This is a genomic window from Bacillus sp. AFS053548 (assembly GCF_002575105.1).
Taxonomy (GTDB): Bacteria; Bacillota; Bacilli; order Bacillales; family Bacillaceae_G; genus Gottfriedia.
In genome coordinates, this window is the sequence record NZ_NUHI01000035.1 from 16,242 (window position 1) to 37,537 (window position 21,296).

At 33.3% G+C, this 21,296-nt stretch carries 23 protein-coding genes; 4 read left to right on the forward strand and 19 right to left on the reverse strand.

The window, feature by feature from the left end:
- Window positions 1-71: 71 nt before the first annotated feature.
- The 3 genes from CN946_RS18150 to mce are packed head-to-tail and all read right to left on the reverse strand — an operon-like array spanning window position 72 to window position 3,176.
- On the reverse strand, window positions 72-1,190 hold the full coding sequence (locus CN946_RS18150; protein ID WP_098862418.1) for a M20/M25/M40 family metallo-hydrolase: 1,119 nt from the start codon (window positions 1,188-1,190) through the stop codon (window positions 72-74).
- A gap of 38 nt (window positions 1,191-1,228) precedes the next feature.
- Window positions 1,229-2,770: an acyl-CoA carboxylase subunit beta gene (locus CN946_RS18155; protein WP_098862419.1), complete on the reverse strand. Its 1,542-nt coding sequence runs from the start codon at window positions 2,768-2,770 to the stop codon at window positions 1,229-1,231.
- Window positions 2,757-3,176 (reverse strand): methylmalonyl-CoA epimerase, encoded by a 420-nt coding sequence (gene mce / locus CN946_RS18160; RefSeq protein WP_098862420.1) that lies wholly within the window; start codon window positions 3,174-3,176, stop codon window positions 2,757-2,759. The genes CN946_RS18155 and mce overlap by 14 nt, the downstream gene beginning before the upstream one ends.
- A 424-nt stretch (window positions 3,177-3,600) precedes the next feature.
- Here mce and CN946_RS18165 point away from each other — a divergent pair, with 424 nt between their 5' ends.
- Window positions 3,601-5,262 carry a M4 family metallopeptidase gene (locus tag CN946_RS18165; RefSeq protein ID WP_098862421.1) on the forward strand — a complete coding sequence of 554 codons (1,662 nt, stop codon included), beginning with the start codon at window positions 3,601-3,603 and terminating at the stop codon, window positions 5,260-5,262.
- A gap of 250 nt (window positions 5,263-5,512) precedes the next feature.
- Window positions 5,513-5,605: a stressosome-associated protein Prli42 gene (gene prli42, locus CN946_RS23580; RefSeq protein ID WP_176547375.1), complete on the forward strand. Its 93-nt coding sequence runs from the start codon at window positions 5,513-5,515 to the stop codon at window positions 5,603-5,605.
- A 54-nt stretch (window positions 5,606-5,659) separates the two neighbouring features.
- Here the strand turns inward: prli42 and CN946_RS18170 are convergent, their stop codons facing one another.
- Together CN946_RS18170 and CN946_RS18175 are read right to left on the reverse strand one after the other, a co-directional pair.
- Window positions 5,660-6,175, reverse strand: coding sequence for a L,D-transpeptidase (locus tag CN946_RS18170; RefSeq protein WP_098862422.1), 516 nt, complete (start codon window positions 6,173-6,175; stop codon window positions 5,660-5,662).
- A 12-nt stretch (window positions 6,176-6,187) separates the two neighbouring features.
- Complete coding sequence (locus CN946_RS18175; RefSeq protein WP_098862423.1) at window positions 6,188-7,147, reverse strand: aromatic acid exporter family protein; 960 nt, start codon at window positions 7,145-7,147, stop codon at window positions 6,188-6,190.
- Window positions 7,148-7,360: 213 nt separating this feature from the next.
- Here CN946_RS18175 and CN946_RS18180 point away from each other — a divergent pair, with 213 nt between their 5' ends.
- Complete coding sequence (locus CN946_RS18180) at window positions 7,361-7,885, forward strand: acyl-CoA thioesterase (RefSeq protein ID WP_098862424.1); 525 nt, start codon at window positions 7,361-7,363, stop codon at window positions 7,883-7,885.
- Between the two features lie 69 nt (window positions 7,886-7,954).
- Here CN946_RS18180 and CN946_RS18185 read toward each other — a convergent pair whose 3' ends face one another.
- The 7 genes from CN946_RS18185 to CN946_RS18215 form a co-directional block, all read right to left on the reverse strand.
- Window positions 7,955-9,505: a solute symporter family protein gene (locus CN946_RS18185; RefSeq protein ID WP_098862425.1), complete on the reverse strand. Its 1,551-nt coding sequence runs from the start codon at window positions 9,503-9,505 to the stop codon at window positions 7,955-7,957.
- A complete protein-coding gene (locus CN946_RS18190; protein ID WP_098862426.1) occupies window positions 9,502-9,846 on the reverse strand; it encodes a DUF485 domain-containing protein in 345 nt (114 codons plus the stop codon). The genes CN946_RS18185 and CN946_RS18190 overlap by 4 nt, the downstream gene beginning before the upstream one ends.
- 343 nt (window positions 9,847-10,189) lie before the next feature.
- Window positions 10,190-10,912, reverse strand: a complete 723-nt coding sequence (locus CN946_RS18195; protein ID WP_098428771.1) for an amino acid ABC transporter ATP-binding protein — start codon at window positions 10,910-10,912, stop codon at window positions 10,190-10,192.
- Entirely contained in the window at window positions 10,905-11,564 is a 660-nt protein-coding gene (locus tag CN946_RS18200) for an amino acid ABC transporter permease (RefSeq protein ID WP_069034049.1), read from the reverse strand. Before CN946_RS18200 ends, CN946_RS18195 begins: the two co-directional genes overlap by 8 nt.
- 77 nt (window positions 11,565-11,641) lie before the next feature.
- Complete coding sequence (locus CN946_RS18205; RefSeq protein WP_098862427.1) at window positions 11,642-12,982, reverse strand: aspartate aminotransferase family protein; 1,341 nt, start codon at window positions 12,980-12,982, stop codon at window positions 11,642-11,644.
- Window positions 12,983-13,079: 97 nt separating this feature from the next.
- On the reverse strand, window positions 13,080-13,835 hold the full coding sequence (locus CN946_RS18210) for a transporter substrate-binding domain-containing protein (protein ID WP_098862428.1): 756 nt from the start codon (window positions 13,833-13,835) through the stop codon (window positions 13,080-13,082).
- Window positions 13,836-14,287: 452 nt separating this feature from the next.
- Window positions 14,288-14,770 carry an NUDIX hydrolase gene (locus CN946_RS18215; RefSeq protein ID WP_286133976.1) on the reverse strand — a complete coding sequence of 161 codons (483 nt, stop codon included), beginning with the start codon at window positions 14,768-14,770 and terminating at the stop codon, window positions 14,288-14,290.
- Window positions 14,771-14,925: 155 nt separating this feature from the next.
- Here CN946_RS18215 and CN946_RS18220 point away from each other — a divergent pair, with 155 nt between their 5' ends.
- The gene (locus CN946_RS18220; protein WP_098862429.1) at window positions 14,926-15,120 is read left to right on the forward strand and encodes a hypothetical protein; all 195 of its coding nucleotides are present in this window, start codon (window positions 14,926-14,928) and stop codon (window positions 15,118-15,120) included.
- Window positions 15,121-15,224: 104 nt separating this feature from the next.
- Here CN946_RS18220 and CN946_RS18225 read toward each other — a convergent pair whose 3' ends face one another.
- The 7 genes from CN946_RS18225 to CN946_RS18255 form a co-directional block, all read right to left on the reverse strand.
- The gene (locus CN946_RS18225; RefSeq protein ID WP_098862430.1) at window positions 15,225-15,662 is read right to left on the reverse strand and encodes a BrxA/BrxB family bacilliredoxin; all 438 of its coding nucleotides are present in this window, start codon (window positions 15,660-15,662) and stop codon (window positions 15,225-15,227) included.
- A gap of 110 nt (window positions 15,663-15,772) precedes the next feature.
- A complete protein-coding gene (locus CN946_RS18230) occupies window positions 15,773-16,084 on the reverse strand; it encodes a hypothetical protein (protein ID WP_098862431.1) in 312 nt (103 codons plus the stop codon).
- 91 nt (window positions 16,085-16,175) lie between these two features.
- On the reverse strand, window positions 16,176-16,424 hold the full coding sequence (locus CN946_RS18235) for a hypothetical protein (RefSeq protein ID WP_098862432.1): 249 nt from the start codon (window positions 16,422-16,424) through the stop codon (window positions 16,176-16,178).
- A 131-nt stretch (window positions 16,425-16,555) separates the two neighbouring features.
- Window positions 16,556-17,806: an MDR family MFS transporter gene (locus CN946_RS18240; RefSeq protein WP_098862433.1), complete on the reverse strand. Its 1,251-nt coding sequence runs from the start codon at window positions 17,804-17,806 to the stop codon at window positions 16,556-16,558.
- 172 nt (window positions 17,807-17,978) lie between these two features.
- Window positions 17,979-18,455, reverse strand: coding sequence for a GNAT family N-acetyltransferase (locus CN946_RS18245; protein WP_098862434.1), 477 nt, complete (start codon window positions 18,453-18,455; stop codon window positions 17,979-17,981).
- 509 nt (window positions 18,456-18,964) lie between these two features.
- A complete protein-coding gene (locus CN946_RS18250; protein WP_098862435.1) occupies window positions 18,965-20,272 on the reverse strand; it encodes a dihydrolipoamide acetyltransferase family protein in 1,308 nt (435 codons plus the stop codon).
- A 27-nt stretch (window positions 20,273-20,299) separates the two neighbouring features.
- Window positions 20,300-21,283 carry an alpha-ketoacid dehydrogenase subunit beta gene (locus CN946_RS18255; RefSeq protein WP_025671106.1) on the reverse strand — a complete coding sequence of 328 codons (984 nt, stop codon included), beginning with the start codon at window positions 21,281-21,283 and terminating at the stop codon, window positions 20,300-20,302.
- Window positions 21,284-21,296: the final 13 nt, after the last annotated feature.

Below are 21,296 nucleotides of genomic sequence, written 5' to 3' on the forward strand. Positions count from 1 at the left end.
TTTTACAATATAAAAAGAGGGCGCCTATTCATCAGTTAATCTGACAGATAGTACAGCCCTTTTTTACTTAATTATTTTGCAACTTCTTCTACAATTGCAATGACCATTTCAGCAGTTTTTACTAACTCTTTAATTGGCATTCTTTCATTTGTAGTGTGGATTTCTTCATAACCAATCGCTAAGTTTACAATTGGGAAACCATGACCTGCGAATACGTTCGCATCAGATCCTCCACCACTTTGTTTTAATGCAGGAGTACGTCCAATTTTTTCTGCTGCACGTTTTGCAACTTCAACAACGTGGTCTCCTTCACCAAATTTAAATCCTGGGTACATAATTTGAACTTCTACTTCAGCACGTCCACCCATTTCAGTAGCTGCTTCTTCAAAAGCAGCTTTCATTTTAGCTACTTGAGCTTCCATTTTTTCACCGATTAATGAACGAGCTTCAGCTAAAATATTCACTTGATCGCATACGATATTTGTTGCACTTCCACCTTCGAAACGTCCGATATTAGCAGTCGTTTCTTCGTCGATTCGCCCAAGTGGCATTCTTGCAATTGCTTTAGAAGCAATCGTAATCGCTGAAACGCCTTTTTCAGGTGCAACACCTGCATGTGCTGTTTTACCAAAAATAGTAGCAATTACTTTAGCTTGAGTTGGAGCTGCTACGATAATGTTACCTACTTCTTCATCGCTATCTAATGCATATCCAAATTTAGTAGTGATTAATTTTGGATCCATTGCTTTAGCACCATGTAATCCAGATTCTTCACCAACTGAGATAATAAATTGGATTTCACCATGCTCAATATTTTGTTCTTTAATGATTTTTACTGCTTCTAAAAATGCTGCTATACCAGCTTTATCATCTGCACCTAGAATTGTAGTTCCGTCAGTAACGATATAACCATCTTTGATTGATGGCTTGATTCCTTTACCTGGAGTTACTGTATCCATATGACAAGAGAAGAAAATACCGTCAACGCCGTCTTTAGTAGCAGGAATTGTAGCAACAATATTTCCAGCACCGTGACCTGTAACACCCATCGTGTCATCTTCAAAAACATTCATTCCAAGAGCTTCTAATTTTTGTTTTAAAACCTTTGCAATTTCAGCTTCAAACTTAGTTTCAGAGTCTACTTGTATTAATTCTAAAAATTCTTCGACTATACGTTGTTCATTAATCATTTCTGTCATGCCTCCAAATTGTATATGTAAAAAAATGTCTACAAAGGTATATTACCATGTTTTTTTGCTGGGCGCTTTTCATTTTTGTATTTTAATACTTCTAAAGATTGAATAAGCTTTTTTCTAGTCAACCTTGGATCAATAACATCATCAACTAGACCGTATTTTGCAGCAACATAGGGATTAGAAAATTTCTCTTTATATGTATTCATCCATTCTGATCTTAACTCATCTGGTCGATTACTTTGAGAGATTTCTTTTCCGTATAAAATATTTACAGCACCTGCAGCACCCATTACAGCGATTTCAGCGTTTGGCCATGCAAATACTAAATCCGCTCCAATCGATTTACTATTTAATGCAACATATGCTCCACCAAATGCTTTTCTCGTAATGACTGTAACCTTTGGAACTGTTGCCTCAGAATACGCGTATAAAAGCTTAGCACCATGCCTTATTATACCTCCATGCTCCTGTTTTACACCAGGGAAAAACCCTGTCACATCAACAAAAGTGATGATTGGTATATTAAAACTATCACAAAAACGTATAAATCTTGCCCCTTTATCAGCTGAATGTAAATCTAATCCTCCAGCCATAAATTTAGGTTGATTACAAACGAGTCCTACTACTTCACCATTTAATCTAGCAAATCCTACAACTAAATTTTTAGCAAAATCTTTTTGAACCTCAAAAAATGAATCATCATCTACAATCATTTCTACTATTTTTTTCACATCATAAGGACGACTACTTTCATCAGGTATTAGCTCCATTAAATCATCTAGATCTTTTTCAGTTTTCATTTTAGTAGGTGCTTTTTCTTCCCAATTAGCCGGTAAATACTCCATTAAATTTCTAACGAGCTTAAGGGCTTCTTCTTCCGACTCAGCTTGAAAATGAGCATTTCCACTTATCTCATTATGGACTTTAGCTCCACCTAAATCCTCTGCAGAGATTTTTTCACCTGTTACACTTTCGATTACTTTTGGTCCAGTAATAAACATTTGGCTAGTTCCATTGACCATGATAACGAAGTCAGTAATTGCTGGAGAATAAACTGCACCACCTGCGCAAGGCCCCATAATAACTGAAATTTGTGGTACGACTCCAGAATAAATCGTATTTCGGTAAAAAACATGTCCATAACCATCTAATGAAAGGACACCTTCTTGGATTCTCGCACCACCTGAATCATTTAAACCAATAATCGGAGCCTTACACTGTACTGCCATGTCCATTAATTGACTAATTTTTTTCGCATGCATTTCACCTAAAGCACCGCCGAACACAGTAAAATCTTGCGAAAAAACAAACACCGTTCGATCGTTAATTTTTCCATAACCTGTGACAACTCCATCACATGCACCATTTTGTTCATCCATTCCAAAATCTGTACAACGATGCTGAACAAAACTAAATAACTCAACAAAACTTCCTTCATCTAATAGCATGTCTATTCTTTCTCGTGCTGTAAACTTTCCACGTTCATGTTGTTTCTCAATCCGTTCAAATCCTCCACCTTGCTCTATTTCAGATTTTTTTTCGTATAGTTTATAAAGATCATCATACTTGCTCATTAAACTCCCCCCTTTTTTGAACAATTTCGATTAATACTCCGAATTGTTTAGGGTGTATAAAGGCAACTTTCGACCCCTCACTCCCATTACGTGGTGAATGATGGATTAAATTGAACTGGCGTTTTTTTAGCTCTAATAGAGATTTTTCGATGTCATCTACTTGAAAAGCAATATGATGCAATCCTTCACCTTTTTTTTCAATATATTTATGTACAGGATTCGTTGATGTAAGTGGTTGGATTAATTCAATATTAATTTTATTTGTTTTAAAAAATGCGACTTCTACACCTTGGTCATCTACTATTTCTCGATATGAGTATGATAGACCTAAATCATCCTCATACTTTTTAATACTATCGTTTAAATTTTTTACACAGATTGCCATATGATCTATATTTGTGAACATTTTTTTGCCCTCTCCTTCAAATCAATGCTTTTTTTAGAAACAAGTGCGATTTTTTAAGTACTGTAATCTGTTCAAATGTACATAAGCTATTATTTAAACAATATTCAAGAAAGTGGACAAACATGATTAAAAACCGTAGCTATTTACAACCGTATTTTAAGAGATAACAATGAAAATGAAGATATGATTTTGTTTCATAGAACAACAAGAAATTAAAAAAGTTCGACGGCATTCCCCTCTTTTTTCTCTTTTAATAAAACAATATGACTACTTATCAATCGTGTAGTTAAATAGACTCGATATAAAAGACTTATTTTTCCAAAAAAAAATGCAATTATTGCAGTTTTTTGTAGTTTGTAAATCTACTAGATTGCATGATAATATTAGCTCGTTATCACTATTTGTTAACTAGGGAGGAATTTATGTGAACAAAAAAGTTTTAGCAGTTGGGTTATCTTTAGGATTAGCAGCAAGTAGTTTTTCTGTAACAAATACATATGCGGCACCAAAAAATGTTTTATCAAGCTACAAATATAATGAAACTGTAGGATCGCCTGAGTTTGTTTCAGGACAGTTGACAAAGTCATCAACTAAAAGTCCTGAGGGGATTGTATTTGGTTACGTCAATGCTAACAAAGATAAATTCAAACTCGGTTCGAAATCCTCTGAAGAATCATTCATCATTAAGTCAAGCAATAAAGATATGTTAGGTACCGCTCTTCGACTACAACAAGTATATAATGGTGTACCTGTTTGGGGTTCTACTCAAACTGCATTGGTTGCGGACGATGGAGTTCTAACAACTTTCTCTGGTACCGTATCTCCTAATCTAGATACGAAAAAAGGACTTAAATCTGAAAAGAAAGTAAATGCTAACAAATCAATTAAAATTGCACAAGCTGACCTTGGTTATACTCCTATCTATGAAAAAGACCCTACAGCAGATCTAGTAGTTTACACGAATGGTGATGAAGCAACTTACGCTTACCTTGTAAACTTAAACTTCCTTTCTCCTAAACCTGGAAACTTTAATTATTTCATTGATGCATCAACAGGAAAAATCTTAAATAGCTATAACAATTTAGATGAAGCAGATAGTAGTGCCCCTGCTGCTAAACCAGGTGGTACAGCAAGTAGTACGAATACAACTGGAACAGGAGTTGGCGTACTTGGTGATACCAAAACCCTAAACATGACCTTATCAGGTTCAACTTATTACTTACAAGATAATACGAGAGCATCAGGTGGTATTTTCACTTATGATGCGGCTAACAAACAACGTCTTGCTGGTACACTTTGGACAAGTCCTGATAATCTTCTAAATAGCACTTATGATGCGGCTGCAGTTGATGCACATTATTTTGCAGGATTAACATTTGATTATTATAAAAATGTTTTTGGACGCAATTCCTATGATAATAAAGGCGGTGCACTAAAATCGAGTGTCCATTATAGCCGTAATTACAACAATGCGTTTTGGAACGGTACGCAAATGGTTTATGGCGATGGTGATGGTACAACATTTATTCCATTATCAGGTGGAATTGACGTAGTAGCACATGAGTTAACTCACGCTGTAACAGAAACTAGTTCAAATTTAACTTATCAGAATGAATCTGGTGCACTTAACGAAGCAATTTCTGATATTTTTGGAACATTAATAGAGTTCTATAATAATAAAAATCCTGATTACCTGATTGGTGAAGATATTTATACGCCAAAAGTTGCTGGTGATGCACTTCGTTCGATGAGTGATCCAACTAAATATGGAGATCCAGATAACTATGCAAATCGTTACACTGGAACATCTGATAATGGTGGAGTTCATACGAATAGCGGTATTATTAATAAAGCTGCTTATTTAATGGCTCAAGGTGGAACTGCTTACGGCGTGACTGTTACAGGAATCGGAAATGATAAACTAGCTAAAATTTTCTATCGTGCAAATACTGTATACTTAACAGCTTCCTCTACTTTCAGTCAAGCTCGTGCAGCATGTGTGAAAGCAGCTTCTGACCTTTTCGGTACCAGCTCCGCTGAAGTAACTACAGTAAATAAAGCATTTGATGCGGTTGGAGTTAAGTAAAATTTCAATTACATTTTGAGTAAAAAAGAGTGTCTCTTAAGCTAAAAATGCTTATGAGGCCCTTTTTTTTATTTAGGTAAAAGACAGCATATTTATTAGAATCTGATGAATCACGTATAATCAAGACAGTTTCAAAAAAGAAGCTTAGACTGTTAAAATTATCCTACTTATGCTAAAATAGGACAACACTTGTATTATTCTTAAATAATAATTAATAATTTGTAATTCTTTAATATAAGGTGGTAATCACATGAGAAAAAAAACACAAAAAGTAGTCGTTATGATTATGTTAATTTCAATGCTTGCTACTACATTACTTGCAGGTATCGCTGCTATGTTTTAATAGGAAAACTAAAAGAGGATTCACCATGAAGATCTTGATGGTGAATCCTCTTTTTTATCTAATCGCACCTTGTTCACGAGCTAGTTGTTCAAATGAACTTGAAGATGTTGTTATGTACACTTTTGTTCCAAATGGGATTTTATCATAAAGTTCATTTACATCATTTGTGTACATTCTTACACATCCATTTGATATATATTTACCAATCGTAGATGGGTCATTATTTCCATGAATACCATAAATCGAACCATCCGTACCTAATGCGTCAAAACCAATCCATCTAGTTCCTAGAGGATTTTTAGGATCCCCTCCCGGAATATTCTTTTTTCGCCAATATGGATCTTTGGCTTTATATGTAATATTAAAAATTCCTTCAGGAGTTAAATCTGCTGTTTTTCCGGTAGCAATTCGATAAATCCTTAGGACTTTACCATCTTCTATATATGCCAAATTATTTACTTCTTTATTAATAATAATAAATGGTTCGCCTACCCTTGGATTTTGTCCAAGTGGCCATACTGGACCAATTACTAAAATTAGTGATAGAACTAGTTTAAGCAAATAAAGCAACTCCTTTTTATTTCACTTAGCGTATTTTCCCTTAAACTTTGATTTCATAATCAAAAAACTTTCCATTTCATTGATGATCGTTAATATCGACGCTCTAGTTTCAAAATCCTCAGATGTTTGTGGTAGTGGCATTGCACGAAACATATGATAGATTTCTTCTAGCTGATATAAACATATCGCTCCACTTATGATCGGGTTTATTGAAAAGCTCAGATCATTAAAAAATTTGGATAAAATATGAGATTGTTCGTTACTCACTTTAATGTCACAAACCGCTTCAATAATACGGAGAATAATTTCAAGTTGTCGCTCTCTTAATAAAAAATATTCATAATCTTCCTCATTGGAAGATTTAAAATAATGATTATCGATTTCTAATTTAGAAGTTCTTTTCGCTTCTTGAAGCAATTTTACTGTTTCATCATATTCTTCTAAAAAACACTTATTAGCTGGTTCTTTTAAATAAATAGAAATCTTCTCAAAAATAAAACAAAATTTAGAATCAATTTGTACTTTATAGTTTTTTATTTGATCATCTAAACTAGGCATATATAAATTACAAAGTAAAGCTACACCAATTCCTATTACAATAACAGTTAATTCATCTGTAATTATTGAAACCGTAATTTTTTTCAGACCATATAGATGTAGCATGATCACCGCACTAGAAATGACTCCTTCTTGAATTTTAAGTTTTACTAGGCCTGGAATAAAAAATAAGAGTAATAATCCAATCGCTAAAGGTGTATAACCAAATATATCAAAGAAAAAAATACAAAAAAGTATGATTAGTACACATGCAGAAAACCTTCTCAAAGCTGTATCTAATGAACGCTTTTTCGTTGTTTGTATACATAATATTGTTAATGTTCCAGCAGACGAGTAAAAATGAACTCCCACAGATTGTGCGATAAAAATGGCAACTGCACTCCCTAACGCTGTTTTAACAATCCTTGAACCAATTCTATACATAATATCACCTATTATTTATGTTTTACTTTATGAGGTATTTGATTCATTGAAAGGATAAAGTTAAGAAAATATAAAATTGATTAGGATTGGAAAAAAAATGTCCTTATGCTCCAAGAAGTCATACTTTTAATGAAAATAAATTCATCTCATAATAATGCTTAATAATAAATAGATTGGTAAAAATATCATTATTCTAATAAAAGGTGTGAATTTATGAGTTCAAAATACTGCCATGAATCACGTTCAGCTTTAACTGTTCGAGTTTTCCCTACTGACTTAAACAATCACCAAACTTTATTTGGTGGAAAAATTCTTGCGGACATGGATATGACTGCTTCAATTACTGCTTCTAAACATTCAAGATTGAAATGTGTAACTGCTTCGATCGACCATGTAGACTTCTTACATCCTGTTACTGAAGAGGATTGTATCTCTTATGAATCCTTTGTCGTCGTTACAGGAACTTCATCTATGGTAATTTTCGTAAAAGCAATTGCAGAGAACTTGATTACAGGCAATCGCCGAGTTGCTGCTGCTTCATTTTTAACATTTGTTGGAATGAAAGATAATAAAACGGTACCAGTTCCATCTATCATTCTTGAAACCGAAGAAGAACGTGAACTTGCTGAAATAGCAAAAGCAAGAATCGCAAATCGTAAAAATAATAAATTAATCAGTAAAAACATTGAAACGATTATCTCTACAAAACCTTTAAAATTAAAACAAAGTGATGATTAAATTAATTTGATTCCTAAATAAAAAAGAAACTGAGGAATTTTTCTTCAGTTTCTTTTTTTCTGGTTCTGATTAATGCGTTGAAATACTAGATACACCATGGCCAGTATTAGACTTCACAAGAATTTCATCAAATTTAGCTTCATTTTCTTTTTTACTTGAAAGAATTGTACCTAAATAAGCAGCTATAAATCCTAAAGGAATCGATATAATCCCCGGATTCGTTAAATTAATTAATGGATCTCCAACAAAAATGGCTTTTCCTTCTATTGGACTCCAAATATTTGGACTTATTGCTACTAGTATGATTGCAGATATTAATCCAGTTAACATACCAGTAATTGCACCAGTCGTATTAAAACGTTTCCAATAGATTGTAAAGAGTATAACTGGTAAATTCGCACTTGCTGCAACTGCAAATGCTAAAGAGACTAAAAAGGCAACATTTAATGTTTGTGCAAATATTGCAAGTAAGATTGAAATTAAAGCAACGCCAATCGAAGCATATCTGGCCATTGAAACTTGCTCTTTTTCAGTTGCTTTACCTTGTTTTAATATTTCATTGTAAAAATCATGTGCAAAGGCAGATGCAGCAGTTAATACTAGCCCTGCTACTACTGCAAGTATAGTTGCAAATGCTACAGCTGAAACAAAAGCAAATAAAAAGTTACCACCCAATACTTCAGCTAAAAGTGGCGCAGCCATATTTCCTGCTGGATTTGCTTTTATAATCTCAGAATTTCCAACAAATGCAGCTGCCCCAAATCCAAGGAAAATCGTCATAATATAAAATGCTCCGATTAACCAAGTTGCATAAACGACTGATTTTCGTGCCGTTTTCGCATCACGCACTGTAAAGAAGCGGACCAATATATGAGGTAATCCGGCAGTTCCAAGAACAAGTGCTAAATTTAATGAAATTGTATCTAATCCATTTGTGTATTTTACACCTGGATTTAAAAACGAGTCCTTTAGAGGAGTTGCTGTTCTCATTTGACTAAACATTTCATTAATGTTGAAATTAAATTTAGCAAAAACGATGATTGAAATGACTAATGTTCCGAGCATAAGAAGGATTGCCTTTACGATTTGCACCCAACTAGTAGCCCTCATACCTCCAAATATTACATAAACAGTCATTAAAATACCTACTATTAATACAGCAGTCGTATAATCAATTCCTAGTAATAATTTAATCAGTGCACCAGCACCAACTAGTTGTGCAATCATATAAAAGATTGAAATCGTCATTGTGTTTAACGCGGCTACCCCTCTTACTTTTCTTTGATCAAATCGCGCAGCAATCATATCTGCTAACGTGTATTTTCCAAGATTTCGTAAAGGTTCTGCTACTAAATATAAAACGACTAAATATGCAACTAAAAATCCGATGCTATAGAAAAATCCATCGAATCCAGTTAAAGCAATCGCACCTGCAATTCCTAAAAAGGATGCTGCTGACATATAGTCACCTGCAATTGCAAATCCATTTTGCCATCCAGTCAATCCACCACCTGCTGTATAAAAATCTTTCGCATCTTTTGTTTTTTTAGATGCGTAATATGTAATAACTAGCGTTCCTAATACGATTATTAAAAATAATGTAAATGCCGTCGTATTCAAATTTCCTCCCCTCCTTTATTTAACTTTTCCAATACTCCATCTGCCATTTTGTCAAAGGATTCAGCTTTTTTACTGTAAATCATACATAATACCCATGTCATAAGAAATTGAGCAAATGCAAACATCCAAGCCCATGTTACCTCCCCAATTGCTTTTGTATTAAGTGCTTTAGAATAAGAAGTCATTAAAGGTAATGCAATGTAAAAACAAAAAAAGAATACAGACATTGGTAGAATAAACTTTCTTTTTGCTTTCAGTAACTGTTTAAACTCATGAGATTTTGCAACTTCCGAGTATGTGCTAGGACTTATACTCGTACTAAAATTTTTGTCCAATTCCATCATCATACTCTCCTTTCAATTTTTTATTTCTTGAAAAATTTGAAGATAATATTGCTAAAATAAATGAAAGAATATTCAGAAACTAAGATAATTGTATTTCATTTAGAAACACTTTAATAAATGTTTTCGATAGACAAGAATTAACAAGTTCTAATTATTAAAATTTTTTTTGTAAAATTTGAGAACGAGCTGAAGTTGAAATACAAGAAACTCTCGCTGACTTACAAACCTAAAACATATTTAGACATTTTTAAGGTAATTTAATGAACTTTTTGTCAATAAAAAAAATCCCTCTTTTCAGATGAAAAGTAGGGATTCTTCACAATATAAATGATTAAATGACTTACAAAACTTTCTCAAGGAATAACTTTGCGCGATTTGTTTTTGGTCTTGTGAATAACTCGATTGGAGTTGCATCCTCAACTAGATTTCCTTCGTCTAAGAATAGAATTCGATCTGCAACTTCCTTTGCAAAACCCATTTCATGTGTAACGATGACCATTGTCATACCAGTATGAGCTAATGATTTCATTACTTCCAGTACTTCTTTTACCATCTCTGGATCTAAAGCTGAAGTTGGTTCATCAAATAGCATTACTTTAGGTTCCATTGCAAGTGCTCTTGCTATAGCTACACGTTGTTTTTGACCACCTGAAAGTTTAGGAGGATATACATTTGCTTTTTCGAGAAGTCCAACTTTCTCAAGAAGTGCCTTTGCATTTTCTTCTGCTTTAGCCTTACTCATACCTTTTACATTAATCGGGGCATACGTAATATTTTCTAAAACTGTCATATGTGGGAACAAATGAAAATGCTGGAATACCATACCTACATCTTCACGAATTTTCATTATATTACTTTTAGGATTTGTAATTTCAATATCATCCATCCAAATTTCACCATTTGAAGGAGTTTCTAATAAATTCATACAACGTAAAAATGTAGACTTTCCAGAACCTGATGGACCAATAACAGCAACAACAGATCCATGATCAATTGTAGTTGTTATTCCTTTTAATACATGAACATTTCCAAAGCTTTTATTTAAATTAGTAATTCTAATCATTTGTACGCATTCTCCTTTCAACTGATTTACCTAGAAGTGATAGGATCATAATGATAATGTAATAGATTGCTGCTACAAAAATAAGTGGCTCCATAAATGAGTACGTCTCTCCACCTACTAAGAATGCTCTTCTCATTAAATCAGATGCACCAATTACTGTTACCATTGCTGATTCCTTTGTTAATGTAATAAACTCATTCATCAAAGCTGGTAAAATATTTTTAAATGCTTGAGGTAAAATAATTTTTGACATCATTTTACGGTAAGGAATACCTAAAGCTGAAGCAGCTTCTTGTTGACCTTTATCTACTGCTAGTATACCTGCACGGATGATTTCTGATACATAAGCTCCTGAATTCAAACCAAATGCCAATACCGCTGCTGGAAACTTTTCGATATCGAAACCAATTAATTGTGGTAAACCATAATAAATGATCATTAATTGCAAAACCATCGGTGTTCCACGAAAAATTGAAGTATAAAAATCAGCTATTACAACTAACCATTTTGCACGGCTAATTTTCATTAATGCAAGTAAAATTGCTAAAACAAGACCTAATAAAATTGAACACACAACTACTAATAGTGTTAATTTTAATCCGGCCAATATATATGGAATTGAAGGGACAATTTGAGAAAAATCTAAGTTCATATTGTAGTACTCCTTTACTATTTGTCTTTAAATTGAAAGTTTATTCGACAATGCCTGTTTAGATAAAGAGCACTGGTTTAGAAACCAATGCCCTTTGTTTCATATAATTCATATCCAATGGATTGCTCATATTCTGTTAATGCTTCATCTAAGATTGCTAACCCATCATCGATTTGATTCTTCGTAACTGTTAATGGTGGAATCATTCGAATTACTTCACTGTTATTACCACAGAAGTAGAATAAAACACCTTTTTCCAAAGCAAGATCAAGAATTTTAAATAAACCATCACCGTTTGGTTCTTTTGTAGCTGGATTAATGATTTCAATGCCGATCATTAAACCAATTGAGCGAATGCTTCCAATTACCGAATGCTTTTCTTTTAATGCATTCAGTTTTTCTACTGCGTAAGCTCCAACTTCTCTCGTATTTTCTAAAAGCTTTTCTTCTTTAATAATTTCTAAAACAGCCAATGCAGCTGAACAAGCAATTGGATTTCCTCCAAATGTTGTTCCATGACTACCTAGTGGCCACTGTTTCATCAGTTCATTTGATGCTACAGTAGCACTTAAAGGAATACCATTTGCAATGCCTTTTGCTATTGCCATAATATCTGGCGTTACATCAAAAGTATGTGCAGCAAACCAATCTCCTGTACGTCCAAATCCAGTTTGAACTTCATCAAAAATTAGTAAAATATTATTTTCATCACAGATTTCTCGTATTTTCTTTAACCATGCCTTGGGTGGTACTACATATCCACCCTCACCTAGAACTGGCTCTACAATAACTGCAGCTACTTCTTCTGGAGTTACTTGATGATTAAATAAACGTTTAAAATCTTTTTCTAATTGCTCTACTACATATGATTCTTCATCATAACCTTCAGGGCATTCGGAAACATTTGCATAAGGTATTTGATAAGAGCCTGTTGGTTGTAAAAATTTTCGATACTTACTTTTTGAAGTCGTAACGCTTAGAGCTCCCATAGAACGGCCATGGAAACAACCAATAAATGAAACAATATATGGACGTTTAGTAGCATGTTTAGCTAACTTAATAGCACCTTCAATCGCTTCAGTTCCACTATTACCAAAAAAGAAAGTATCTAAGTTACCAGGAAGAATTTCAGCCAACTCATCTGCTAGCTTTAAAATCGATTCGTAAATAATAACACCCGATGGACCATGTGCTAAAGAATCTGCGCCATCTTTAATTGCCTGTACTACTTTTGGATGACGATGTCCAACATTTGTAGTAGCAATTCCAGATGTAAAGTCTAAGTACTCTTTACCATCTACACCATAGTAGTAACAGCCTTCTTCCTTTACAACTGGTAAATTAGGATGATCCTTTGCCATGCTTGGTGCAAGACGTAAAGGCATTTTTTCTAATAAGTGACTCCAATCTATCTCCATCAATAATTCCTCCCCTGATTACAACAAAAACTTATCATTTCTATATCTTTCGCCATACCATATTGGTTTATCTTTTAAACTACTAAAATCTAACGTATTACTTCAATTCACCGAACCATTTTTTAATTAATTTATCAACAGTTCCATCAGCTTTTAATTCTTTTAGTGCTTTATCAAATTTAGGAGTTAATTTACTACCTTTTGGAAGAGCTACAGCTGAACCAGATTGTTCAAAGAAATCTTGCATTAATTCACCTTGCATTTCAGGTAATTTATTTAGATAGCCACTTGCTACAGATTGTTCGATCACAACAGCATCAAATCTTCCAGCTTTTAATTCTTCTACCATCTCAGGAATACGGTTACGGTTTTCAACTTTAAATCCAACTTTTTTAGAAACTTCAATTGCTTTTGTTTCTTGAATTGAACCAGCTTGTACTCCGACTGTTTTTCCCTTTAAATCTTCAACACTTTTAATGTTTGAATCTTTATTTACAACTATTTCATTTTGATCAGTGAAATATGGTTCAGTGAAATCTGCATTTTTCGCACGCTCAGGAGTCTTTTTCATACCGGCCATTATAAAATCTACTTTATCTGCATTCATCGCAGTAATTAATGAGGTAAAATCAATATCTTTTACTTTAATTGTGTATCCAGTTTTTTTACCAAGCGCTTTAGCTAAGTCAACATCAAACCCAACTATTTTGTCATTTTTTGTGTCAATAAATTCATAAGGCTTATAATCCGCACTTGTTCCTAAGATTAAGGTTTTATCATCTGACTTGTTACAAGCAGATAACATTCCAATTGATAATGCTGATGCAGCTAAAACTCCGACTATTTTTTTCATAAATGCTTCCCCCTAATTTTTGTAAAATTCAAACTTATTATTTATATTATCTTTTTTAGTATTCTATTAAACAACCATTTTTTTCGAATGAATAATTATTCCACAAAATGAATTTTAACACATACTAATAAATATGCAACTATATTTTTCAGTAATTCGACAAAAAAATTAGTCATAGCTTAATTTTACAGGGATATTATGATAAATTTTTTTTATTAATATTCATTATGTTTATATATTTATTCATCCAAGTGAATGAGGGTCTTGTTATTAGACTTTTCAAATCTTTCAAAAAGTTTTCGACAATTCTCGCAAATCACTACATTTTTTATTACCGAATACTTGAATCCCCCCAAATTTAAGCGTTTTCATACTTATTCATAAAAAAAATACCATTGTTGAAATGGTATTTTCATAAAAATGATTACATTATTCATTTATAAATTATTTTATTATATTAAAACTTCCTCTTCTATTACTACATTAACAACCTTATTCTCCTTATAATAAAAGGAATAATGGTGATTTCGCTCATTATTTAATAGTATTGGAAGAAAATAAGGAATACACTCTCCTACTCCTTGATTTTTTTCATCTATTACCCAATCAATTTTTTTCCAATCTAAAATTCCTTCATCTGTTTTTAAAGGCGTATCATATTTTAAGCTATTAGAAACCTCGGCCAGAAATACATACATACCTCCAAAATCCACATCTTCTTCATGCCAGGTTACTTTACCTTTATAAGTTATATCTTTCAACTCAATCTGTATTCCGGTTTCTTCTGCAATCTCTCTTTGAACTGACCTTTCGATTGTTTCCCCTTTTTCTATTTTTCCACCAACACCATTCCAAATTCCCATTGTAGGAGCATTTATACGATTTAACATTAATAGTTCATCATTTCGTTTGATAAAACATAAAGTATATTTCACAAATTCCCACTTACCTTTCAAGCATTTTAGTAAATTTTATTTCTATTAATTATGGCATAATTTACTATTAATTTGTTTGCAAAACAACTTTACTAATTATTTAGAATATTTTAAAATTTAATTAATATATTAGTACTACAAAGGAGAGGTGTGTTGTGGATCAATCAAATATTATCGATTTAAACCAGTACAGAAAATTAAGAAAACACAGATCAGAATCCTTCGCTTTTCGCGTAAAATACGATGAAACAGCATATAAAGATGCATTAATGTTATTAATTTTCACATGTTCTCTAGCTGCATTATCTTTCTTTTTTATCTTTTATTTCATTTACAAAATAATTAACTAAAACACTTCATTTTAAAAACAGTTTACATAATAATAATAATATTATGCACAAAAAAAGTACAAAAATTTATGGAATTCCCCTCATAAATTTTTGTACTTTTTTATTTACATTTCTTCACAAAATTGATCGAAGTAATTTTGAAGTTTTTGAATGACTTGCATTGGATCATGACCTTCTATTTCATGACGCTCAACCATCGCAACAAGCTCACCGTCTTTTAAAAGTGCAAATGACGGAGATGATGGTGCTTTACCAGTAAAATATTCACGAGCTTTCGCAGTAGCTTCTTTATCTTGCCCAGCAAACACAGTTACTAATTGGTCAGGTCTTGCATCATAGTGCACTGAGTGTGCTGCTGCAGGACGAGCAATACCACCAGCACAACCACATACTGAGTTTACCATTACAAGTGTAGTGCCTTTCTTTACTAGAGCTTGCTCTACATCCTCAGGTGTCTTTAACTCTGCATAACCAGCCGCTACGATTTCTTGACGTGCAGTATGGACAACATCATTCATAAAAAAATTAAAATTCATATTCATTTCATCTACTCCTTACATGCTTTTTTTCATCTTACCAATTTAGCGGCTATTAATTCAAGCTTTTGAACCTGCTAGTTTTATTATTTTTAATGAATCTTTTAACGCCTTAATTATTCATCCACTAACTCTACAATTACATTCGGTAAATGAGCTAATGTAGATATGGCGTATTGGTAATCTTCATTTAATTCTTCAACAACACGAATGACAGTTACGAATGGATTTTTTACGACAAACTGATCAATCTTTTCCACATTTCCTGCAATGAATAAAACTTTTGCATCAATTTTATTTTTTAATCCGATTGAATGTAATGTGGATAATACATTTTTCATTAGCTCTTCTTCTTGCTCACTAGCACCTTCTAATATTATACAGTCCCAACTTAATAACTTAAGCTGATCAAAAAGAAGTTCGTCCATATCTCTCCCCCCATATCGTTTGTTTATACAAATATATGAGGAAATGAACGAAAGCATACTTTTTTAGTATGAGATGAAAAAACTCTAATATTTAAACTTCTCCAATACCGAACGCCAATACTAGAAAGAAGAAGAAAATAAATGTGACAATATTTAAGACTACGCCAAGAATAATATTTGTAAGTTTTTTTGAGAGGAATGCAAAAATGACCCCTGCTATTGATAGGATTAAGAAACCTAAAAGGAATATGCCCAGTTGTTTAGTGTGAGCATTGATAAAAAGAGCTATAACTATACTGATACCAACCATCATTAAAGAAAGCCTACCATATTTATTCAAATAACTCCCCATCCTCGCTATTTTTATTCTTACTTTAAATGTATCACAATTAATTACTGGAAATGAATGGAAAAATAAAAATGACAACTTAACGCTCTGAAAGAAAAAAAGAACGCTTTAAAAGCGTTCTTTTAAGAATTAACTGTTAATTTTGTATCCGATTCAACCTTGACTGCATTTCTTTTTTGAAAAAGTCGATTTACAAAAAACATCATTGGAAAACTTATAAAAGCGATTGCACTAATAATAACAAATCCACGGCCCCCATTTTCATATCCGAAGTAAGCTAATAAACTACCACCTAGCGCTGGACCGAAAACAAAACCGAGTTTTGAAAATCCCATTGCCCCAAAATAAGTTCCCTTTAATTCTTCAGGAGCAAGCTGATCGACAAATACATCTGTAAATGTAAATGCAAATATTTCTCCTACAGTTAACACAATCATTACGAGTGCTAATAAGAAAAAGTTAGTAAATAACCCAAATCCAGCAACAGCTAAACTAACAATAACATTACCAATCATCATAGATACAGTAGGTGAAAAATTCTTCATTCTACTTACAATTGGGAATTGAAGTATTACTACAGTTACTGCATTGATTGTTGTTAAATACGCATACAGTTTAATGCCATTATGAAACTGTGGTGCATTCGCAAAATATTGAGACATTGTTGAAAAGCTTTGTGAATAACCAAGACCATAAAAACAGATTGTTAGAATCGTCAATGCAAAGATGATATCCTTACGTAAAATTGAAAACGATGCCTTCATCGAAACTTTGTTAGTTGCTGAAGCAGACTTTCCTTCTCCAATTTTATACTTTGATAACATAAACAATAATGTTAAACCATAAAAAAAGTACACAATTCCAGATAATACGAATGGCAATGTGCTTTTTGAGCTTCCTAGATATAAACCAACTAAAGGACCTACTGCAACTCCAACATTAATAGCAGCATACCGCAAGTTAAAGACTAACAGTTTTGATTTCTCGTCTGTTAGATCAGAAAGTAATGCTCTTGAAGAAGGTTCGAAAAATGATGAACAAATATTTAAAATCGAGTTCAGCACAAAAAACCAGACAAATGAATTTCCTAGTCCAAAACCAACTAATGTAATAGACCATAAGAAAATACTCGATAATAAAATAGTTTTCCTTCCAATACGATCAGAAAGAGTTCCTCCAATAAAACTGAAAAACACCCCTAAAAAAGATGAAACCGTTAACATGAGCCCAACCATTGCAGGTGAGATATGTTTAACTGAAGTTAAATAAATAGCTAAAAACGGCATACTTACTGTGCTAGCAAACCTAACGAATAAAGTTCCAATAACGATATTCCAAGCAACAGGATGTACGGCAGATAAATTTTTAAACATCTTATCCCCCCTATTTCTCTAAGATGTCACATATTTGTAAATTATCTTACAAATGTTACAGTTTGTAAAGGTTTTAGTTTAGGGATCTAAAAGTGAACTGGAGGTTAAGTAAAGGAACATAGTATAGCATGGAGGCAAAGAAAAAAGGGTTATAGAGAAAAGGAATGGTAACCTATTCCCTGTTGTTTTTCATATTCCGATAAAGATTGTCTTTTAATATAGCCATGAATCGGTTTTTACTATTATCAATCACTTCGAATCCGTATTTGCGGTATAAGTTGTGAGCATCTCTTGTGCCAAGCATGAATGTCCGTACAGTTGATAGTTTTTCATAACGCATGATTTCTCCCATTAGCCATTTTGATAGGCCTTGTTTACGATATTCTGGGAGAATAAATACGTCTGCTAAATAAGCAAATGTGACGCCATCTGATACTACTCTAGCGAAGCCTACTTGGATTGGTTCACTTTCATCAGGATTCCCCTTGTAAACTCCAAAACAAAAAGATCCTTTAATAAATCGATCAATATATTCATAAGGAATTTCATTTGCCCAATATGAATCTTTGTCTAAAAAGTTATAAATAACTTCTCTGTTTAATAATTCTTTATTCGATGATATGTAATAGCCATTTTGTTCAACTAGCATTAATTCCACCCCTTATTTAGAAAAAATACAGAATTTTATAATTATTTAATTTTATCACATGTCACTAATAAAGGGCTATTATAATTCAGGATGGAGGACACACATATACTCCTTTTAATTACCTGTAACATGATTGAGGGGGTACCTAGGTGGCGTTTTTCGTTTTGCGTGAGTTTATTTTTCCTTTTTTATAGATCACTAGCGTAATTCATCACTGTTTTTGTACATAGAAGAAAGAATTTAGAATAAACTTGCTAGTTTTCTATATTGAATGGGTCTATTTTAATTATTATTAAGTTAAAATACTATAATCGGTATGGGTAATTTCTTATTTTATTTGGGATACTATGGGGCTTAATTGCAGTTTTGCTATTTTTATTTGCACCTAGAATTTTAAATGCAGATCCTCTATCTTTATTTGCACCCCGCACGACGAATTTTAATTTCTCATTTTACAAAATATCATAAAAAAGAGGCTGCCCTTAAGGACAACCTCATCGTTTAAAAAATTAATATACGTTCGTATTTTCTTTTGTTGTATTTTCTAGGATTTCTTTTACTCTTCCTAAGAATTTACCACAAATGAATCCGTCAAGTACACGGTGATCAAGTGATAAGCATAGATTAACCATATCGCGAACACCAATCATTCCGTTTACAACAGCTGGACGTTTTACGATGCTTTCAATTTGTAAAATTGCAGCTTGTGGGTAGTTAATGATACCTGCGCTTTGAATACTACCAAATGATCCAGTGTTATTTACTGTGAATGTGCCACCTTGCATTTCGTCTGATTTTAATTTACCAGTACGAACTTTTGTAGCTAATTCAGTAATTTCACGTGCGATACCTTTGATTGTTTTCTCATCAGCATTTTTAATTACTGGAACAAATAATGCATCATCTGTTGCAACAGCGATCGATAAGTTAATATCTTTCTTTTGGATGATTTTGTCTCCAGCCCACATTGAATTAATCATTGGGTATTCTTTAAGTGCTTGCGCTACAGCTTTAACAAAGAATGCGAAGAATGTTAAAGAGAAACCTTCTTTTTTCTTGAAAGAATCTTTAAGGCTGTTTCTGTAATTAACTAAGTTTGTAACATCTACTTCGATCATCATCCAAGCATGTGGAGCTTCATGTTTACTACGTAACATATTTGAAGCAATTGCTTTACGTACACCTGTAACTGGAATTTCAATATCACCAACTGCTGTTGGAATAACAGGTGCTGGTGCTGCAGCAGGAGCAGTTTGTGCTACAACTGGTTGAGCAGGAGTTTCAACTGCAACAGGTGCTGGTGCCGCTTGAGGTACACCATTTGCGATTGCATTTAAAACGTCTTTTCGAGTAACTCGACCATTATTTCCTGTACCAGGAATTAATGAAAGATCAAGATTATTTTCTTGTGCTAAACGAAGGACAGCTGGAGAAAAACGTGCTTTACCAGACTCATCAGTTTTAGCAATAGTTTGAACCGGAGCAGCAGCTACAGGAGTTTGTGCCGGTGCTACAGGTGCAGCTTTTTCAACTGGTTTTTCTTCGATTGTTGTAGCAGCTACTTCACCAGAAGCTCCTTCAACTTCAATCGTACAAATGATTTCACCAACAGCTAAAGTTTCCCCTTCACCTGCGATTAATTCTTTAATCACACCAGAAAATGAAGATGGTACTTCAGCATTAACTTTATCTGTCATAACTTCAGCAAGAGGATCGTATTTATTTACACGGTCTCCTACTTTTACTAACCAAGTACTGATTGTACCCTCAGTTACACTTTCACCTAATTGAGGCATTTTAATATTTTCGATCATCATTATGTCCCCCTTTTTCAAACAGTGCCATTAAAATGCTGCAAGTTCTCTAGCCGCTTTTTCTACTTTATCTGGATTAACCATGAAGAATTTTTCCATTGTTGGAGAATAAGGCATTGCCGGAACATCAGGGCCAGCAAGGCGTGCGATTGGCGCATCTAATTCAAACAAGCAATTTTCAGCAATAATTGCTGCAACTTCGCTCATTATACTTCCTTCTTTATTATCTTCCGTTACTAATAAAACTTTTCCTGTTTTAGAAGCAGCTTCGATAATAGATTCTTTATCTAATGGATAAATTGTACGTAAGTCTAAAACATGTACAGAAATACCATCTTGAGCTAATTTTTCAGCAGCTTGAAGAGCAAAATGTACACATAATCCGTAAGTGATGATTGTGATATCTTCACCTTCACGTTTTACATCAGCTTTTCCAATTGGAAGTACATAATCAGTTTCAGGTACTTCACCTTTGATTAAACGATAAGCACGTTTATGCTCAAAGAAAATTACTGGGTCATTATCACGAATTGCTGCTTTTAATAAACCTTTCACATCATAAGGAGTAGAAGGCATTACAATTTTTAAACCTGGTTGACCTGCAAATACCTTCTCAACAGATTGAGAGTGATAAAGTGCACCGTGTACACCGCCTCCATAAGGAGCACGAATCGTAATAGGACAAGTCCAGTCATTGTTTGAACGATAACGAATTCTTGATGCCTCAGAAATAATTTGGTTTACTGCAGGCATAATGAAATCAGCAAATTGCATTTCAGCTACTGGTCTAAGTCCGTACATTGCAGCACCAATACCAACACCCGCAATTGCAGATTCTGCAAGTGGTGTATCTAATACACGATCCTCACCAAATTGATCATACAGACCATGAGTCGCTTTAAATACTCCGCCTTTTAATCCAACGTCTTCCCCTAATACAAATACCTTTGGATCGCGTTCCATTTCCTCTTTTAACGCTAAAGTTACTGCATCTATATAAGACATTACTGCCATATTGTCCTACCCC

What these genes read in the sequence shown, in the direction of transcription:
- CN946_RS18150 (WP_098862418.1), bottom strand. Translation starts at nt 1,190, where the DNA reads ATGATTAATGAACAACGTATAGTCGAAGAATTTTTAGAATTAATACAA.
- CN946_RS18155 (WP_098862419.1), bottom strand. Translation starts at nt 2,770, where the DNA reads ATGAGCAAGTATGATGATCTTTATAAACTATACGAAAAAAAATCTGAA.
- mce (WP_098862420.1), bottom strand. Translation starts at nt 3,176, where the DNA reads ATGTTCACAAATATAGATCATATGGCAATCTGTGTAAAAAATTTAAAC.
- prli42 (WP_176547375.1), top strand. Translation starts at nt 5,513, where the DNA reads ATGAGAAAAAAAACACAAAAAGTAGTCGTTATGATTATGTTAATTTCA.
- CN946_RS18175 (WP_098862423.1), bottom strand. Translation starts at nt 7,147, where the DNA reads ATGTATAGAATTGGTTCAAGGATTGTTAAAACAGCGTTAGGGAGTGCA.
- CN946_RS18180 (WP_098862424.1), top strand. Translation starts at nt 7,361, where the DNA reads ATGAGTTCAAAATACTGCCATGAATCACGTTCAGCTTTAACTGTTCGA.
- CN946_RS18190 (WP_098862426.1), bottom strand. Translation starts at nt 9,846, where the DNA reads ATGGAATTGGACAAAAATTTTAGTACGAGTATAAGTCCTAGCACATAC.
- CN946_RS18195 (WP_098428771.1), bottom strand. Translation starts at nt 10,912, where the DNA reads ATGATTAGAATTACTAATTTAAATAAAAGCTTTGGAAATGTTCATGTA.
- CN946_RS18200 (WP_069034049.1), bottom strand. Translation starts at nt 11,564, where the DNA reads ATGAACTTAGATTTTTCTCAAATTGTCCCTTCAATTCCATATATATTG.
- CN946_RS18205 (WP_098862427.1), bottom strand. Translation starts at nt 12,982, where the DNA reads ATGGAGATAGATTGGAGTCACTTATTAGAAAAAATGCCTTTACGTCTT.
- CN946_RS18210 (WP_098862428.1), bottom strand. Translation starts at nt 13,835, where the DNA reads ATGAAAAAAATAGTCGGAGTTTTAGCTGCATCAGCATTATCAATTGGA.
- CN946_RS18225 (WP_098862430.1), bottom strand. Translation starts at nt 15,662, where the DNA reads ATGAATATGAATTTTAATTTTTTTATGAATGATGTTGTCCATACTGCA.
- CN946_RS18230 (WP_098862431.1), bottom strand. Translation starts at nt 16,084, where the DNA reads ATGGACGAACTTCTTTTTGATCAGCTTAAGTTATTAAGTTGGGACTGT.
- CN946_RS18240 (WP_098862433.1), bottom strand. Translation starts at nt 17,806, where the DNA reads ATGTTTAAAAATTTATCTGCCGTACATCCTGTTGCTTGGAATATCGTT.
- CN946_RS18245 (WP_098862434.1), bottom strand. Translation starts at nt 18,455, where the DNA reads ATGCTAGTTGAACAAAATGGCTATTACATATCATCGAATAAAGAATTA.
- CN946_RS18250 (WP_098862435.1), bottom strand. Translation starts at nt 20,272, where the DNA reads ATGATGATCGAAAATATTAAAATGCCTCAATTAGGTGAAAGTGTAACT.
- CN946_RS18255 (WP_025671106.1), bottom strand. Translation starts at nt 21,283, where the DNA reads ATGGCAGTAATGTCTTATATAGATGCAGTAACTTTAGCGTTAAAAGAG.